Below are 15,719 nucleotides of genomic sequence, written 5' to 3'. Positions count from 1 at the left end.
TCAGGGCTAATGCGCGTCCGCAATGGCGTGCTATTGGGGTGCCACTGGCAGCGAAACGTCGCCTCCCTGCCGCGCAGGGAGGTACCACAGCGGATTGGGAAGGTGCCGCGGGGCGTCAAGCCTCCAATGATGCCGTAGCCAAGGGCGGCAAGTCCAGTCAGCCATGGACTCAGTTGCTTGGAGCGTCGAGCCGAAAACGTCCGGCAGCTACTTTTCCATGCTCCTTTCCCGCGCTGCCCGAAACTCCGAGCCTTCGCGCCACTTTGGAAAGGTCGTTTCGCCGGCCAGGCGCTGGCCCACGCGTAGGTACAGCTCCGCGTCCTGGGCAATGCCCGCCAAATCCCAGGTGGGGTCGAACTGGTCAGCGGGCTTGTGGTACATGTGGGTGGTGTAGTGCTGGCGCTGCCGGGCAATGACATCCTTGCCGCCAGTGCGGCTCTCGAATCCGCCCGAGGCGTAGAGCGAGGGCACCCCGACGTGGGCGAAGTTGAAGTGGTCGGAGCGGTAGAACATGCCGGTTTCGGGCGTCTGATCGGGCAGCAGGTAGCGGCCCTGCTCCTGGGCCGCCGCCCGGGCGTAGTCCTCCAACTCCGACTGCCCGTAGCCGATGACCGTCAGGTCCTTCATCTCGCCGTAGGGCCAGAGCATGTCCATGTTCAGGTCGGCCACGGTCTTGTTCAGCGGAAACGGCGGGTGCTGGGCGTAGTAGGCCGAGCCAAGCAGGCCCTGCTCTTCGGCCGTCACGGCCAGGAACACGATGCTGCGCTGGGGCTTCTCCCTGGCCTGTTGGAAGGCTTCGGCAATGCTCAGCAACGCCGCCAGGCCGGTGCCGTCGTCCACGGCGCCGTTGTAGATGGAGTCGCCCTCGATGGCGCGGCCCACCCCGAAATGGTCCCAGTGCGCCGAGTAGACGATGTACTCGTCGGGGCGCGTGGTGCCGGGCAGCACGGCCAGCACGTTCTTGCTCGTCTGCCGGCGCAGGCCGTTGCGGATGCTGCCGGTGAGCGTGAGCCCTCCCAGCGGCCGCGGGCGGAAGCCTTTGGTGTTGGCGGCGGCGTACAGCGCGTCGTAGCTCTGGCCAGCCGCCTGAAACAGCTTCTTGGCCGCGTCCAGCGTCAGCCAGCCTTCCAGGGCGCACTTGTCGGCGCCTTTGTTCGCGGTCTGGGCGCGCAGCTTAGGGCTGATGGCGCCACTCAGCACCACCGACCACGGGTAGGCTGCCGGCTGCGTGTCGTGCACGATGAGTACGCCGGCGGCCCCGTGGCGGGCGGCTTCTTCGTATTTGTAGGTCCAGCGGCCGTAGTAGGTCATGGCCTTGCCGCGGAATAGCGTGGTGTCGTTGCCTGCGTTGCCGGGGTCGTTGACGAGGACGACCACCGTTTTGCCCTTTACGTCGAGGTCCGCGTAGTCGTCCCAGCCGTACTCGGGGGCCACCACGCCGTAGCCGGCAAACACCAGCGGCGAGTTGGTGACGGCCACCTGCGGCTGCTCGCGCTGGGTAAAGGCCACGAAGTCGGTTTTGTACGGCAGACTCAGGTTCTGGCCCTTGCCCTTGATTTGCAGGGTCGGGGAGGGCGTGCCGGTGATTTCCACCAGCGGCACGGGCTGGAAGTAGCTGCCGCCGGGACCGGGCTGCAGGCCGAGGCGCTTGAATTCGCGGGCCATATACGCAGTGATGCGCTCCTCACCCGCCGTGAACGGCTTGCGCCCCAGCATCTCGTCGGAGGCCACGTCCCGCAGGTAACGGCCGATGGTGGCCGCGCTGATGGCCGGGACCGGCCGGGCGGAGGCCGTGGCGGCGGCCGGGGCCGGGGTTGAGGCCGCCGTGGGGCTGGTCGTGGTGGGCTTGGTTTGGCAGCCGGGCAGGCCGCTGAGCGCGAGGCCGAGCAGGCCCAGGGCGGCCAGGCCGGGAGTAGAGTGGGGAAAGCGCGCGGAAAAAGACATCGGCAGGGAAGAAGCAAAAACGGTTTGGAGCCGGGCCCCGCTCCCAAAGGCAGCAGGCAGCGGTACCTGCGGCTCAAGGTACTAGTTGCGGGCCTAACGTGGACGCCGGATTGCCGGCGGGCAGCGCCGCAGCCGCACGCTTGGATGGTCAAGCCGGCGGCCATCACCGCCGAATGGCCCGGGGCTTTACCAAGTATTATCGTTAAGAGAAACATATTTATTGTTATTCGATAAATAATGCGTTGGTTTGGGTGTAGTCAATCCCACTTACCTATGCCCACCGCTACGCCCGTTCCGCCGTTGTTTCGTGTGTTACGCACCCTTGCGCTGCTACAATTTATCCTCTCCGCCGTGGGCGTCTTTTTGAGCCTCTCCTGGAGCACCCGTTCCCTGACGGGGAGCCACGACCTGGTGTTTGTGACGCTGGAGCGTACCGCGCCGCAGCGCGGGCAGTTGGCCCCGGGGCAGCTGGATTTGCTGCAGGCCCAAGCGGCGGGCCGCCAGCACTTCCTGATCGACAAAAGCCAGCAGCAGCGGTTGGTGTACCGGGAGGCCCACGTGGGCAAGCGCCTGGCTCTGGCGCTGCTGGGCTACACCAATTCCTCGTTGGGCCGCTCGTCCACGGCCCTGCTGCTGTTCTCCATGTTCACCGGGCTGCTGCTCTACCGCATTCTGCGCGACCTGAGCCTGGATTCGCCCTTTACCAGCGTCAATGCCGCGCGCATCCGCTGGCTGGGGCTGCTCATGATTGGCCTCGACGTGTACAACTTTCTGGCGACGGTGTGCCTGCGTGCCCTGGTGCCGGCGTTTCCCCTCGGCGACGGCAGCCGCGACGCCGTTCGTCGCTTCGCGGTGCTGGACCCGGCCGGCGACCTAGGCAGCTGGAAGTTCGGGCTGGTGCTGCTGGTGGTGGCGGCCGTGTACCAGCGCGGCGTGGTGCTGGCCGAAGAAGCCGAGCTGACCGTCTGAGCATGCCCATCATCGTCAACCTCGACGTGATGCTGGCCCGGCGCAAAATGTCGCTGAGTACGCTCTCGGCCGCCGTCGACATCACGCTGGCCAACCTGTCCATCCTGAAAAGCGACAAGGCGAAGGCCGTGCGCTTCAGCACCCTGGAGGCCATCTGCCGGGTGCTGCAGTGCCAGCCCGGCGACCTGCTCGAGTACGTGCCCGATGCCGTGCCCGGCCGCGGTGGCCCGTCCGCCGAAGCCGAAGTGTAGCCGCGCAGGGCGGCTTAGTGCGTCAGTTCTTGCTTGCGGACCAAGGTCCGCTCGATGCGGCGGTCGGGAATCAGCCACATCAGCGCCACGAAGACGTACACAGCCCCGGCCAGCCAGGGCAGCCAGAGCGAGGAGGTAATGCCCAGCAGGTAGAGCGGGGGCGACGCTTTGCCCTTCAGGTCTCTGCCGATGGCATGGGCCAGCACCGAGTTAGGGCCGTCCTGCCGGATGATCAGTTGCTGCAGCAGCCAATAGGCCACGCCCGACATCAGCAGCACCACCCCGTACAGCAGGAGCGTGGCGGGCGCAAAATGGTTTTCCCCCATCCAACCGGTAGCAAAGGGCACCAACGACAGCCAGAACAGCAGGTGCAGGTTGGCCCAGAGCACGGCGCCGCTGATGTGTGAGGCGCTGCTGAGCATGTGGTGGTGGTTGTTCCAGTAGATGCCAATGTAGATGAAGCTGAGCACGTAGCTCAGAAACACCGGCACCAAGGGGCGCAGGTCGGTCAGGTCGCCGACCCCGTGCGGCACCTTGAGTTCCAGTACCATGATGGTGATAATGATGGCCAGAACACCATCGCTGAATGCTTCCAGGCGGCCCTTGTGCATAGCAAAGTCAATGATCAGGGCGCAATTAACAAGGAACCATCGGCTAAACCACGCCCCTAGGCGGGCGTAGCCACCCGGCTCAGGCCGGGTTGTTCCCGGGCTGCTCGCCCGTCAGGTCGGGCTGCTCGTACTCGCCCACGCGCCCGAACTGCCGCTCGTGCCGGATGCCCGCGTCCTCGCCGTAGGGGTGGCCGCCGAAGCCGTGGCGCATCATGGCAATGGCCTTGGCCCAGGTCGGGTCCTTGTCGCGGGAGGTGAACAGCTGCACCACCGACTGCGTGATGACCGGAATGGGCACTTCCATGTGCAGCGCGTCGGCCACCAGCCAGTTCACCTCGCCCGTGTCCTCGATGTAGCTGGGCACGGTGAAGCCGCCTTCCTGGTCGTAGGTTTTCTTCATCAGCTCCACCAGCCAGCTGCGCACCACCGAGCCGTTGTTCCACAGCTCCAGAATGGCGCTGATATCCAGCTGCTCGCGGTATTGAGCGAGCATGCCCATGCCCTCGCCGATGGCCTGCAGCATGCCGAACTCGATGCCGTTGTGCACCAGCTTCACGTAGTGGCCGGTGCCGGCCGGGCCGGTGTGCAGAAAGCCGCCCGGCACGGCCGTGGCCACGAAAAACTCGCGCAGCAGGGCCACCGCCTCCGCCGGGCCGCCCACCATGTAGCAGGCGCCGTTGCGCGCGCCGGCCGGGCCGCCGCTGGTGCCGCAGTCGAGGTAGTGCAGGCCGTGCTGCTGCACCCGCCGGGCCCGGCGGATGGAGTCGCCCCAGTAGGAGTTGCCGCCGTCCACAATGACGTCGCCGGGATCCAGCACGCCCAGCAGGCCGCTGATCAGCCCGTCGACGGCCGCGCCGGCCGGGATGTAGAGGAACACCTTGCGCGGCCGCTCCAGCCGCCGGGCCAGCTCCGGCAGGCTGCTGACCACCTGAATGCGCTCCGATTCCAGGTCGGGGCGCGGGTGCAGGTCCAGCCCGACGACGGGGTAGTTTTTCTCGGCGGCCTGTTGCGCCAGTGCCGCGCCCATCTTGCCCAGGCCGATAATGCCAATTTGCGTGTTGCTCATCAAGAATGACGTGAAATGGTGGGCGGGGAATGGCTGAATGGGATAGAGGGCAATGCACTAAGGCGAGCCGGCGGATAACAGGCCGCAAGGCTGGCCACGCGGGCCAGTATGGCCGCCACCTGCCTGCGCGTTACCGGCCTACTGGCCGGGCGCTTCCGGAGCCGGTGCTTCCTGCAGTTGCCTGCGTTCCTCGGCTTGGTCTACCACGCTGGGGAACAGATAGCTTTCGGGGCGGCGGGGGTGCAGGAGTTTGGCAATCAGTCCCGTCCAGCCGGTCTGGTGGCTGGCGCCGAGGCCTTGGCCGGTTTCGGCGTGGAAGTATTCGTGGAAGAGCAGGTAGTCGCGGAAGTGCGGGTCGTCGCGCAGGTGCGGGTCGGGGCCGAGGGCGGGGCGGTGGCCCGCCGCGTCGCGCAGAAACAGGCGGGTGAGGCGGGCCGTGAGGGCATCGGCAATTTCCAGCAGGGAGCGGTGCTGCCCGGAGCCGGTGGGGTATTCCACCCGAAAATCGTCGCCGTAGTAGTGGTGAAAGCGCTGCAGCGCCTCGATGATGAGGAAATTCATCGGCAGCCACACTGGGCCGCGCCAGTTGCTGTTGCCGCCGAACAGGTCCGTTTCCGACTCGGCGGGCTCGTAGCGCACCGTGAAGTCGCGGCCGGGAGCGTGGTACACGTAGGGGTGCTCCCGGTGGTAGCGCGAGAGCGACCGGACGCCGTAGTCGGAGAGGAACTCGTCCTCGTCGAGCATGCGCCGCAGCAGCAGCTTCATGCGGTGGCCGCGCAGCAGGCTCAGCAGGTGGCGGCTGCCCTTGCCCGGCTCCTGCCAGCGCGACACCAGCGCCGCCAGGTGCGGGCGGTGCTCCAGAAACCAGCTCATGCGCTTCACAAACTGGGGCATTTCGCGCAGCAGGTCCTCGTCGAGCACCTCCACGGCGAACAGCGGCACCAGCCCCACCAGGGAGCGGACTTTCAGCGGCCGCCGGCCGTGCTCGGGCGTGTTGAGCACGTCGTAGTAGAAGCCGTCCTCGTCGTCCCACAGGTCCAGGCTGGCGCCGGGCTGCTGGCTGCCGGCCATGGCCTCGGCGATGTAGAGAAAGTGCTCGAAGAACTTGCTGGCCATGTCCTGGTAGAGCGGGTTGGTTTTGGTCAGCTCCAGGGCCATGCGCATCATGTCCAGCGCGTACATGGCCATCCAACTCGTGCCGTCGGCCTGCTCCATGGTCACGCCGGGCGGCAGGTCGGCCGAGCGGTCGAATACGCCGATGTTGTCCAGGCCCAGGAAGCCGCCTTCGAACACGTTGCGGTTGGCCACGTCCTTGCGGTTGACCCACCACGAGAAATTCAGCAGCAGGCGGTGAAACGCGGCTTCCAGGAAGGCCGTGTCGCCCTGCCCGCGCTGTTTCTGGTCCATCTTGTACACGCGCCAGGTGGCCCAGGCGTGCACGGGCGGGTTCACGTCGGAGAAGTTCCACTCGTAGGCCGGCAGCTGCCCGTTCGGGTGCATGTACCAGTCCTGCAGCAGCAGGCGCAGCTGCTGCTTGGCAAAGTGCGCGTCGATCATGGCCAGCGGCACGCAGTGGAAGGCCAGGTCCCAGGCCGCGTACCACGGGTACTCCCACTTGTCCGGCATCGAGACGATGTCGGCGTTGTTGAGGTGGCGCCAGTGCGCGTTGCGGCCCTGCTCGCGTTGGGCGGGCGGCGGCGGGAAGGCCGGGTCGCCCTGTAGCCACTCGGGCACGTCGTAGTAGTAGAACTGCTTGCTCCAGAGCATGCCCGCCAGCGCCTGCCGCTGCACGTTGCGTGCGTCGGCGCTGGGCACGCCGGCCTGCAGCACGGCGTAGAACTGGTCGGCCTCGGCGCGCCGCTGCCGCAGCAGCCGGTCAAAGTCGGCGAAGGGTTCGGCCGCTCCGGCGGCGCACAGGCGCAGGCGCAGCACCTGCTGCTGGCCCGCGCCGATGCTCAGCGGGTAGTGCGCGGCCGCCTTGGTGCCGGCGCGCTGCGGGTTGAGGGCCGCGGGCTGCCCGTGCAGCAGGTAATCGTTGATGCCGTCCTTGAAGTACTGCTCGCCCGTGGGCGGCGGCACCTGGTAGAGCCGTTGCGTATTTGTGTGGTTGTCGCAAAACCACAGCTCCGGCGCCGGTCCGCCGGCCGCGTCGCAGTGCAGCTGCAGGGCCGGCAGCGCCCGGTGCGCCACGTCGACGACCGCCGCGTCGGGCGCGGCGGCGCGCAGATCGGGCCGGTAGGCGTCGTGGCCCCAGCTCCAGGTGTTGCGAAACCACAACTGCGGCAGCACGTGCAGCGGCGCCTCTTCGGGGCCGCGGTTGTAAACGGTGAGCTGAATCAGCAGGTCTTCGGGGCCGGCCTTAGCGTATTCCAGGCAGATGTCGAAGTAGCGGTTTTCGTGAAAAACGGCCGTGTCGAACAGCTCAAATTCTGGCCGTAGCCGCCCGCGCCGCGCGTTTTCCTGCACCAGCCAGTCGTACGGAAACGCCCGCTGCGGATACTTGTAGAGCATCTGCATGTACGAGTGGGTGGGCGTGCTGTCGAGGTAGTAATACAGCTCCTTCACGTCCTCGCCGTGGTTGCCCTCGGGCCCGGTCAGGCCAAACAGCCGCTCCTTCAGGACCGGGTCCTGCCCGTTCCAGAAGGCCGGGGCAAAGCACAGCAGCTGCCGGTCGTCGGAAATGCCGCCGATGCCTTCCTCGCCCCAGCGGTACGCCAGGCTGCGGGCCATGTCGTGGGTGGTGGTCCGCCAGGCGTCGCCGCCGGCGCTGTAGTCTTCGCGCACGGTGCCCCACTGCCGGTCGGCCAGGTACGGCCCGAAGCGCCGCCAGGGCGTGGGGCTGTGCGGGTGGTTGGCGGCTTCCAGCCGCTGGTGCTCGGGCGTATCGGGTGTGGTCGACATGGCGGCAAAGCAAGAAGGAATAAGGGGGAATGAAGAAGGAGGATGGAGGAAGCGGAGCAGAAGAGCCACTTCGTCATTCCTCCTTCTGCATTAACAATCAGCCGTTGCCCACAAAGCCGGGGTAAAGCAGCATGCCCCCGTCGGCAAACAGGGTGTGGCCCGTCACGTAGTCCGACTCGTCGGAGGCCAGCCACACGGCCACCTTGCCGATGTCGGCCGGCTCGCCGATGCGGCCGTACGGAATCAGCTTCAGCAGATCTTTCTCCTCCTGCGGCGTGTCGCGGGCTTCCTCGTTGATGGGCGTGGCAATGGCGCCCGGCCCGATGCCGTTGACGCGGATGCGCTGCGGCGCCAGCTCCTGGGCCACGCTTTTCATGAGCAGCATCAGCCCGCCCTTGCTGGCGGCGTAGTTTACGTGCCCGGCCCAGGGAATGACCTCGTGCACCGAGCTCATGCAGATGATCTTGCCCGTAGCTTTGGAAATATCCGGCTGCGGGCCGCGGCGCACAAACTCCCGGGCCGCCTCGCGCATGCACAGAAACTGCCCGGTCAGGTTCACGCCGATGACGCGCTGCCACTGCTCCAGCGTCATGTCCAGAAACGCCGCGTCCTGCTGAATGCCGGAGTTGCTGACCAGGATGTGCAGGGTACCGAAGGTGTCGATGACGGTTTGGAACATGCGCTGCACGTCTTCTTCCCGGCTCACGTCGGCCTGCACGGCAATGGCCTCGCCGCCACCGTCCTTGATGCGCTGCACGAGCTGTTCGGCCGGCTCGGCTTCCTTGTGGTAATTGACTACTACCTTGGCGCCGGCCGCCGCCAGGGCTTCGGCGACGCCCAGCCCGATGCCGGAACTGGCGCCGGTGACGAGGGCAACTTGATTGGCAAGAGGAGAGGGAGTTGAGGGCATAGCGCTGAGGTTAGCGGGAAAGACTTGCTGCATAGACTACGAAAGGCCGTGCTTGGTTACGAAACGCCCGATGGCGGGCGCATGAAGCCGCAACCTTTTCGCTTGGCAAATAGCCGCGTCGTTAGCGGCGAGCTGAGGCAACAAGTCTACTGAACGCGCTTATGAATCAGGCATTGATTAAAATTTTCAGTTGATTGTGAGCAGGTTACAAATTATGTATCACAAGTTTCAATAATTATTGAAACTTGTGATACATTTGAGCCGAACAAGCAGCAAGAACCTTTTACCACCACTTCCACCTGACGCGCTATGGGCCGCACACGCATTGTTCTGGCCGGGGGAACCGGGTTTCTGGGCCAGTGTCTGCTCCACTATTTTCGCCCGCAGCCCGTCGAGCTGGTGGTGCTGACCCGCACGGCGCAGCCGGCCCACGACAACGTGAGCTACGTCGGCTGGGACGGCCGCACCCTGGGCGAGTGGGCCAGTGAGCTAGAAGGCTGCGACACGCTCATCAACCTGGCCGGCCGCACCGTGGACTGCCGCTACTACGAAGCCAACCGGCGCGAAATCATCCGCAGCCGCGTGGACAGCACCCGCGCGCTGGGGGCCGCCGTGGCCGCCTGCCGCCGCCCGCCGCGCCTCTGGCTGAACGCCTCCACAGCCACCATCTACGAGCACACCGAGGGCGACCAGCCGGCCAACACCGAGGCCGACGGCGTCATCGGGCAGGGCTTCTCGGTGGAGGTAGCGCAGGCCTGGGAGGAGGCGTTCTGGGGCTGCGAGGCGCCCGCCACGCGCCGCGTGGCCCTGCGCACGGCCATCGTGCTCGGGGCTGCGGGCGGCGCCTTCCCCACACTGGCGCGGCTGGCTCGCTGGGGCCTGTGCACGCCCCAGGGCTCGGGCCGGCAGTGGGTCAGCTGGCTGCACGAGGCGGACTTCTGCCGCGCCGTCGATTTTCTGCGGCAGCAGCCCACGGCCAGCGGCACCTACAACCTGTGCGCGCCCGCGCCCCTGCCCAACGCCGACTTCAATGCCCTGCTGGCCCGCGTGCTGCGGCCGCTGCTGCGCCTGCCCCAGCCGGAATGGCTGCTGGAAGTGGGCGCGCTCGTGCTCCAGACCGAAACCGAGCTCATTCTGAAAAGCCGCAAGGTGTACCCGCAGCGCCTGCTCGACAGCGGCTTCACGTTTCGGTTCCCGACCTGCGAAGCGGCCGTCACCGATATTCTGCGTACTGTAGACGCGTAACTTTCGCGTCCCTGATTCCGACTTTCCCTTGACCGAGCAACCGCCACTCCCGCCGCCGGCCCCAACGCCGTTGCAGCACGCCAAAGCCCAGTTTATTCAGCTGTGGGGCGCTTCCGCCGCCAACTGGGGCATCAACCGCACCATGGCCCAGATGCACGCCCTGCTGCTGGTGTCGCCCGAGGCGCTGAGCACCGAGGACCTGATGACGCAGCTGCAGATTTCGCGCGGCAACGCCAGCATGACCGTGCGCGACCTGATTGACTGGGGTTTGGTGTACAAGGAGTTGCGCGCGGGCGAACGGCGCGAGTTTTACGTGGCCGAAAAAGACATGCTGCAAGTCACGCGCTGCATCATCCGCGAGCGGAAGCGCCGCGAGCTGGACGCGATGAAGCGCAGCCTCGACCAACTGGCCACCCTGCCCGGCGACCCGAACGACCCCGATTACCGCGAGTTTCACCGCACGCTCACCGATATTCAGCAGATAGCCGACGGCGCCGACCGCGTGCTGGGCGGGCTGATGAAGGCCGAGCGCAACTGGTTCCTGGATAAATTCCTGCGGCTGTTCATGTAGCGCGGCCGCTCCACCTCTTACTGGTTTGGTTTTATGGAAACCGATAAACCGCGGCTGCCCGAGCAGCCGGGCGGGCAGCCGCCCGTTGCCCCTTTCAAACCCTTTCAGCTGCCGCCGCCTTCCCCCGAAAAAGGCGATTTACCCATCGTGCAGGCTCTCTACGCCATCGTGCTGACGGCCCTTATCGGGGCGGGGCTGATGACTTTGTCGACCAACGTGTTTCGCGAGTACGGTTGGGTGCTGTTCGTCGGCTCGCCGCTGGTGGCCGGCATGATTGCCACCCTGCTCTACAGCGTGAATACGCCGCGCAGCAGCTCCGAGAGCCTGCGGGCGGCGCTGTGGGTGGTGTGGCTGAGCGCCATCGTCTGCTCCCTGGGGCTGCTCGTCACCTTGCACGTGGAGGGGCTGATCTGCGTGGCCATGACCTTGCCCATTGCCCTGCCGCTGGCGGCCATCGGCGGTTTGCTGGGGCACGGGCTGCTGAGCCTGCTGCGCAGCCGGCCGCAGCGCCTGCAGGCCGTCACGGCCCTGGTGCTCCTGTACCCGGCCGCGCAGCTGGCCGAGGTGCAAATGGGGGCCGCGGCACTGCCCCGCACGGTCACGACGCGGCTTCACGTGCAGGCCGCCCCCGGCAAGGTGTGGCAGGTGCTCAACCGCCCGGTGCGGTACCCGGCCGCGGTCGGGCCGCTGTTCAAGGCCGGCGTGGCCTATCCGGTGCGCACCGCCCTGGTAATGGATGCCAAAGGCGGCCGCGCGCTGGAGTGCGTGTATTCGCAGGGGCGGGCGCGCTTGCCCATCAGCGTGTGGCAGCCCGGGCGCGAGCTGGAGTTCCGGGTGCCCGAAACGCCCGCCCCCATGCGCGAGCTGAGCCCGTATCCGCAGCTGCACGCCCCGCACCTGCACGGCTACTTCCACGTCGACCGCGGCACGTTCCGCCTGCTGGCCGAGCCCGACGGCAGCACCCTGCTGGAAGCCACCACGGTGTACCGCCACAGCATCGGCCCGCGGGCCTACTGGCAGCTCTGGAGCGACTACCTGCTCGACGACATGCACCACCGCGTCCTGACCGCCATCAAAACGCAAGCTGAACATGAATAGCCGCGTACTCAGCCGCCCCCGGACCGCCGCCCGCCGCGGCCCGGCCGATACCGCCCCCGCCGCCGAGCTGTTTGAGCCCGGCTTCGTGCGCGGGCTTTTTCACCAGCTAGCCCCCAGCTATGGCTGGCACCAGTGGCTGTCGTTGGGCCTGACGGAGTGCTGGCGCCGGCAGGCGGCCCGGCTGCTGCCCGCCCTGCCCGCGACAGGCGTGGTGGTAGATCTAATGGCCGGCGGCGGTGAGATGTGGCCGGCCCTGCGCCGCCGCCTGGGCGGAGGCGCCCAGTTGCACGCCGTCGATTTTGCCCCGGCCATGCTGGCCGGCGCCGCGCGGCGCCGGGCCACCGCGCCGCAGCACGCGCATACCGCCCTGCACTTGGCCGATGCCCTGCAGTGCCCGCTGCCCGCCGGCCGCGCCGACGCGGTGGTGTGCGGCTTTGGCCTGAAAACCCTGGAAACCCGGCAGTTTGAAAAGCTGGCGGAGGAAGTGCGGCGCCTGCTGCGGCCCGGCGGTAGTTTTATGCTGCTGGAACTGACGCTGCCCGCGCAGGGCTGGCGCCGCCGCGCGTTTGAGGGATACCTACAGGCGGTGCTGCCGCTGGTGAGCTGGCTGAGCCGGGGGCAGGCGGCCCTGCACCGCTACCTGCCGTTTTACGCGCACTCCTTTGCCAACCTCGACGCCGTGGAGGGGGCGTTTCACCTGGCCGGGTTCGGGCAGGTACGCCAAGTGCCGCTGCTGCTGGGCTGCGCCACGGCGCTGGTGGGCGTGCGCGGGTAACGAACCGGCGTGGGCGAGGCCCGGTAGCTGGGTTTCGCCTGCGCGGCTAACGGCGCAGGCGCTACTTTCGCCGCATGCAAACCCGGATTGTCGCCGAGCTTCAGCGCCTCGAAGCCACCCACGAGGTACGCGTTCTGTACGCTTGCGAAGCGGGCAGCCGGGCCTGGGGCTTCCCGTCGCCCGACAGCGACTTCGACGTGCGCTTCATTTACGTGCGGCCCGCCGCGGCGTACCTGACGCTGGAAGAAGGGCCGGACACGCTCAATTTTCCCGTTGACGACGAGCTGGACCTGGCCGGCTGGGACCTGCGCAAGGCGCTAAAGCTGCTGCGCGGCTCCAACGCGGCCCTGTTGGAATGGCTGCAGTCGCCGGTGGTGTACCACGAAGCGCTGGACTTCCGGGCCGCCGCGCAGCCGCTGTTGCCGGCCTGCTTTCAGCCGCTGGCCGCGCTGCACCACTACCTGGGGCTAGTGCGCCGCGGAGTGGAAGATGACCTACCCCATTCGGAAATTCGACTGAAGCGGCTGTTTTACGCGTTGCGCTCGGCCCTGGCCGCCCGCTGGATTCGAACCCGTGCCGCCGTGCCGCCGATGGAGCTGGTGCCGCTGCGGACGCTGTTGCCCGCTGATTTGCAGGACTCGGTAACCGAGCTACTGCACCGCAAGGCGGACGCCAACGAGAAAACCGTAGTGCCGCGTCCGGCCGCGCTGGCTGCCTTTATTCAGGCCGAATACGAGGCCGGCCAAGCGGCCCGCGCTGTGCTGCCTTCTGCGCGCCGCCCCGATCCCACGCCGGTGCTAGACGCGCTGTTTCAGCGGTTACTGGCGGCGGCCTTTTAAACCCGCCGCCGGGCGTCACATGACCTATCCTTTCGCTTTCCGTCGCGCCAACGGCGTAACTTATTGCTCATGCTTATTCCAGACCTCCGCCAGCAGCAGCTCATCCTCTTCGAAGCCGTGAGCGGGAGCCGGGCCTACGGCACCAACCTGGCCCACTCCGATACCGACCTGAAAGGCGTGTTTGTGCTGCCCGAACGGCAGTTTCTCGGCCTAAATTACGTGCCGCAGGTGGCCAACGACTCCAACGACGAAGTGTTCTACGAGCTGCGGCGCTTCGTGGAGCTGGCCCTCAAAAACAACCCCAACGTGCTGGAGCTGCTCGGGTCGCCGCCCGATTGCGTGGTGCGCCAGCACCCGCTGTTCCGCGCTTTTCGGCCCGAGTTGTTCCTCTCCCGGCTTTGCCGCCAGACCTTCGCCGATTACGCCGTGGCCCAGATCAAGAAGGCCAAGGGGCTGAACAAAAAAATCAATAATCCCGAGCCGCCGGCCCGCAAGTCCGTGCTCGATTTCTGCTACGTAACCCAGGGCGCCGGCGCGGTGCCCGCCGAAAAGTGGCTGCAGCGCCAGGGCCTGCTGCAAACGCAGTGCGGCTTAGTCAACGTGCCGCACCTGCAGGATCTGTACGCGCTTTTCGTGGACCGCTCCGCCGACGGCCGCCTGGGCTACCGCGGCCTCGTGCGCGACGCCGAGCTGTCCAACGACGTGCAACTCTCGGCCGTGCCGAAAGGGGAGGAGCCGGTGGCGTACCTGTCCTTCAACCGCAACGGCTACAGCACCTATTGCCGGGTGTACCGCGAGTACTGGGACTGGGTGCAGAAGCGCAACGCCGAGCGCTACCAGAACACCGTCCAGCACGGCAAAAACTACGACGCCAAGAACATGCTGCACGTGTTTCGGCTGCTGCAAATGGCCGAGGAAATAGCCCGCGAAGGCCGCCTGCAGGTACGCCGCCCCAACCGCGACTTCCTGCTGCAAATTCGCCGCGGGGAGTTCGAGTACGGGCAGCTGGTGGCTCAGGCCGAGGAGCTGGTGGCGCGCGTCGACGCGGCCTTCGCGGCCTCAGCCCTGCCTGCCGAGCCCGACCGCGCCGCGGTGGAGCAGCTGCTCATCGAAACGCGACAACGGTTTTACCACGCGCCGGCGGGGTGCTGAGCCCCGCCGGCTGACACCGCGCTACTTGATGATTTCGGCCCGGGTGAATTCCCGGCTGCGGTCAAAGAGGAAGCGGAAGGTGGCGTGGGTGCGCCAGATGCGGCCGCCTACCTGCTCGGCCACCCGCATCATTTTGGGGTTGAAGTCGCCGATCCAGTTCATGACAAAGTTTTCGTAGCGCACCTTGCGCGGGTCCTGCACCACTTTGGAGGCCGCCAGCGCCATGGTCGACTCCAAGCCCTTGCGCTGGTGCTCCGGTGCGATGCCGAACACAATGCCGGTAAACGTATTGACTGCCCCGCGCCAGCGGTGAAACGCAAACTTGGCCTTGCCCCACCAGTTCAGGTTGCCGTCGACGTAGCGAAATAGCTCGTTGAGCTCGGGCAGGCTGATCAGAAAGCCCACCGGCTCGTCCTTGAAGTAGGCAAACCAACAGATGCGCTCATCGATGACCGGCCGCAGCTTCTTCATGATGCCGCGGGCCTGCTCCGGGCTCATTTCCTTCACCCCCAGGTGCTTCACCCAGGCTTTGTTGTAGACCACCCGAAAATCTTCCGCGTACTTCTCCAAGTGGGTCAGCCGCAGGTGCTCAAACCGGTAGTTGGGGTTCTGAAACAGGCGTTGCGCTTTCTCCTGGTACTCGGGCGTGAGCGGGTCGCTTACCTTGCGGAAGTACGTGTACTGGTTGAAGTAGAGCTGGAAGCCGTAGGTTTCCAGCAGGCGCCGGTAATAGGGCGGGTTGTAGTTGACCGCGTAGGTAGGCGGCCCGAAGTTGTCGATGAGCAGGCCCCACCACTGGTCCCGGTCGCCAAAGTTGATGGGGCCGTCCATGGCCTGCATGCCGCGGGCGGCCAGCCAGTCGCGGCAGCCGTCGAGCAACACGGTAGCGGCCTGCTGGTCGTCGATGCACTCAAAAAAACCCATGCCGCCGGTCGGCTGCTCAAACGTCTTGGCCGTGCGCTCGTTGATAAACGCGGCCACGCGGCCGATGGTGCGGCCCGCGTCGTCCACCAGCAGCCAGCGCACCAGCGCGCCGTGACGAAAAAACTTGTTTTTGCGCCGGTCAAACACCTGCTCAATGTCCCGGTCGAGGGGGCGGATGTAATTGGGGTCGGCGCGGTAAATCGTGCGCGGCGGAAACGCCACAAACTCTCGTGCCTGCTCGGGGGAGGCAACTTCCAACAACTGCATAAGGGCGGCAACTCAAGGGGAAAATGGCCGCCGACTCGTTCCGGTAGAGGCGCGGCAGCCTTAAGGGGCTACAACTTACGTCAGTTCCCGTTAACGACGCCGTCGACGGGCGCTTGGTGCGCTGATCGGTTCGGGGCAAATGCCAAGCCCCGCCCCGGTAACGCAGGCAGCGCGACCGGGGCGGGGCTTGATGAAG

14 protein-coding genes are annotated in these 15,719 nt (G+C 66.4%); 8 read left to right on the top strand and 6 right to left on the bottom strand.

Annotated features, from left to right (window positions below):
- Positions 1–207: 207 nt before the first annotated feature.
- Positions 208–1,944: a M28 family metallopeptidase gene (locus tag ACYVKQ_RS19915; RefSeq protein WP_460677111.1), complete on the bottom strand. Its 1,737-nt coding sequence runs from the start codon at positions 1,942–1,944 to the stop codon at positions 208–210.
- A gap of 309 nt (positions 1,945–2,253) precedes the next feature.
- Here ACYVKQ_RS19915 and ACYVKQ_RS19910 point away from each other — a divergent pair, with 309 nt between their 5' ends.
- Entirely contained in the window at positions 2,254–2,913 is a 660-nt protein-coding gene (locus tag ACYVKQ_RS19910; protein ID WP_460677110.1) for a DUF2975 domain-containing protein, read from the top strand.
- Between the two features lie 2 nt (positions 2,914–2,915).
- Positions 2,916–3,164 carry a helix-turn-helix domain-containing protein gene (locus ACYVKQ_RS19905; protein WP_460677109.1) on the top strand — a complete coding sequence of 83 codons (249 nt, stop codon included), beginning with the start codon at positions 2,916–2,918 and terminating at the stop codon, positions 3,162–3,164.
- 14 nt (positions 3,165–3,178) lie between these two features.
- Here the strand turns inward: ACYVKQ_RS19905 and ACYVKQ_RS19900 are convergent, their stop codons facing one another.
- The 4 genes from ACYVKQ_RS19900 to ACYVKQ_RS19885 form a co-directional block, all read right to left on the bottom strand.
- Complete coding sequence (locus ACYVKQ_RS19900) at positions 3,179–3,775, bottom strand: TMEM175 family protein (protein WP_460677108.1); 597 nt, start codon at positions 3,773–3,775, stop codon at positions 3,179–3,181.
- A gap of 79 nt (positions 3,776–3,854) precedes the next feature.
- A complete protein-coding gene (locus ACYVKQ_RS19895) occupies positions 3,855–4,841 on the bottom strand; it encodes an NADP-dependent phosphogluconate dehydrogenase (protein WP_460677107.1) in 987 nt (328 codons plus the stop codon).
- A gap of 138 nt (positions 4,842–4,979) precedes the next feature.
- A complete protein-coding gene (locus ACYVKQ_RS19890) occupies positions 4,980–7,742 on the bottom strand; it encodes an MGH1-like glycoside hydrolase domain-containing protein (protein WP_460677106.1) in 2,763 nt (920 codons plus the stop codon).
- Positions 7,743–7,839: 97 nt separating this feature from the next.
- A complete protein-coding gene (locus ACYVKQ_RS19885; protein ID WP_460677105.1) occupies positions 7,840–8,652 on the bottom strand; it encodes an SDR family oxidoreductase in 813 nt (270 codons plus the stop codon).
- Between the two features lie 309 nt (positions 8,653–8,961).
- On the opposite strand from ACYVKQ_RS19885, the gene ACYVKQ_RS19880 reads away from it, so the two are divergent.
- The 6 genes from ACYVKQ_RS19880 (at position 8,962) to ACYVKQ_RS19855 (ending at position 14,332) form a co-directional block, all read left to right on the top strand.
- A complete protein-coding gene (locus ACYVKQ_RS19880; RefSeq protein WP_460677104.1) occupies positions 8,962–9,897 on the top strand; it encodes a TIGR01777 family oxidoreductase in 936 nt (311 codons plus the stop codon).
- Between the two features lie 28 nt (positions 9,898–9,925).
- On the top strand, positions 9,926–10,468 hold the full coding sequence (locus ACYVKQ_RS19875) for a GbsR/MarR family transcriptional regulator (RefSeq protein ID WP_460677103.1): 543 nt from the start codon (positions 9,926–9,928) through the stop codon (positions 10,466–10,468).
- Positions 10,469–10,501: 33 nt separating this feature from the next.
- Positions 10,502–11,566 carry a hypothetical protein gene (locus tag ACYVKQ_RS19870; protein ID WP_460677102.1) on the top strand — a complete coding sequence of 355 codons (1,065 nt, stop codon included), beginning with the start codon at positions 10,502–10,504 and terminating at the stop codon, positions 11,564–11,566.
- Complete coding sequence (locus ACYVKQ_RS19865; RefSeq protein WP_460677101.1) at positions 11,559–12,341, top strand: class I SAM-dependent methyltransferase; 783 nt, start codon at positions 11,559–11,561, stop codon at positions 12,339–12,341. The genes ACYVKQ_RS19870 and ACYVKQ_RS19865 overlap by 8 nt, the downstream gene beginning before the upstream one ends.
- 74 nt (positions 12,342–12,415) lie before the next feature.
- A complete protein-coding gene (locus ACYVKQ_RS19860) occupies positions 12,416–13,180 on the top strand; it encodes a nucleotidyltransferase domain-containing protein (protein ID WP_460677100.1) in 765 nt (254 codons plus the stop codon).
- A 69-nt stretch (positions 13,181–13,249) separates the two neighbouring features.
- Positions 13,250–14,332: a nucleotidyltransferase domain-containing protein gene (locus tag ACYVKQ_RS19855; protein ID WP_460677099.1), complete on the top strand. Its 1,083-nt coding sequence runs from the start codon at positions 13,250–13,252 to the stop codon at positions 14,330–14,332.
- A gap of 21 nt (positions 14,333–14,353) precedes the next feature.
- Here the strand turns inward: ACYVKQ_RS19855 and ACYVKQ_RS19850 are convergent, their stop codons facing one another.
- Positions 14,354–15,523 carry a hypothetical protein gene (locus ACYVKQ_RS19850; protein ID WP_460677098.1) on the bottom strand — a complete coding sequence of 390 codons (1,170 nt, stop codon included), beginning with the start codon at positions 15,521–15,523 and terminating at the stop codon, positions 14,354–14,356.
- Positions 15,524–15,719 lie beyond the last annotated feature (196 nt).

The organism is Hymenobacter coalescens (genome assembly GCF_054783195.1).
This window is presented reverse-complemented; position numbering and strand designations above follow the sequence as displayed.

Bases quoted from the DNA above. Each gene is read 5' to 3' on its own strand.
- ACYVKQ_RS19915 (WP_460677111.1), bottom strand. From the start codon at position 1,944: ATGTCTTTTTCCGCGCGCTTTCCCCACTCTACTCCCGGCCTGGCCGCC.
- ACYVKQ_RS19905 (WP_460677109.1), top strand. From the start codon at position 2,916: ATGCCCATCATCGTCAACCTCGACGTGATGCTGGCCCGGCGCAAAATG.
- ACYVKQ_RS19900 (WP_460677108.1), bottom strand. From the start codon at position 3,775: ATGCACAAGGGCCGCCTGGAAGCATTCAGCGATGGTGTTCTGGCCATC.
- ACYVKQ_RS19895 (WP_460677107.1), bottom strand. From the start codon at position 4,841: ATGAGCAACACGCAAATTGGCATTATCGGCCTGGGCAAGATGGGCGCG.
- ACYVKQ_RS19890 (WP_460677106.1), bottom strand. From the start codon at position 7,742: ATGTCGACCACACCCGATACGCCCGAGCACCAGCGGCTGGAAGCCGCC.
- ACYVKQ_RS19885 (WP_460677105.1), bottom strand. From the start codon at position 8,652: ATGCCCTCAACTCCCTCTCCTCTTGCCAATCAAGTTGCCCTCGTCACC.
- ACYVKQ_RS19880 (WP_460677104.1), top strand. From the start codon at position 8,962: ATGGGCCGCACACGCATTGTTCTGGCCGGGGGAACCGGGTTTCTGGGC.
- ACYVKQ_RS19870 (WP_460677102.1), top strand. From the start codon at position 10,502: ATGGAAACCGATAAACCGCGGCTGCCCGAGCAGCCGGGCGGGCAGCCG.
- ACYVKQ_RS19865 (WP_460677101.1), top strand. From the start codon at position 11,559: ATGAATAGCCGCGTACTCAGCCGCCCCCGGACCGCCGCCCGCCGCGGC.
- ACYVKQ_RS19860 (WP_460677100.1), top strand. From the start codon at position 12,416: ATGCAAACCCGGATTGTCGCCGAGCTTCAGCGCCTCGAAGCCACCCAC.
- ACYVKQ_RS19855 (WP_460677099.1), top strand. From the start codon at position 13,250: ATGCTTATTCCAGACCTCCGCCAGCAGCAGCTCATCCTCTTCGAAGCC.
- ACYVKQ_RS19850 (WP_460677098.1), bottom strand. From the start codon at position 15,523: ATGCAGTTGTTGGAAGTTGCCTCCCCCGAGCAGGCACGAGAGTTTGTG.